Annotated in this window: 2 tRNA genes; both read right to left on the bottom strand. The window is 46.3% G+C overall.

Going from position 1 to position 203, the window contains the following annotated elements:
* Positions 1-2 precede the first annotated feature (2 nt).
* Positions 3-75, bottom strand: a tRNA-Thr gene (locus tag R0J88_RS24365).
* 57 nt (positions 76-132) lie between these two features.
* Positions 133-202 (bottom strand) — tRNA-Phe (locus tag R0J88_RS24370).
* Position 203: the final 1 nt, after the last annotated feature.

Consider the following 203-nt stretch of genomic DNA (forward strand, 5'->3'; position numbering starts at 1 on the left):
GGTGCCGACTAACCGAGTCGAACGGTTGACCTACTGATTACAAGTCAGTTGCTCTACCAGCTGAGCTAAGTCGGCACACTAAACTGTGTGCTAAGGCACTTCATCAATTTTAAAGATTGATAAACTTATAAATGGTGCCTCGACCCGGAATCGAACCAGGGACACGAGGATTTTCAATCCTCTGCTCTACCAACTGAGCTATC

Source organism: Pseudoalteromonas sp. SIMBA_162 (assembly GCF_046535955.1).
GTDB classification, from domain to species: Bacteria; Pseudomonadota; Gammaproteobacteria; order Enterobacterales; family Alteromonadaceae; genus Pseudoalteromonas; species Pseudoalteromonas marina.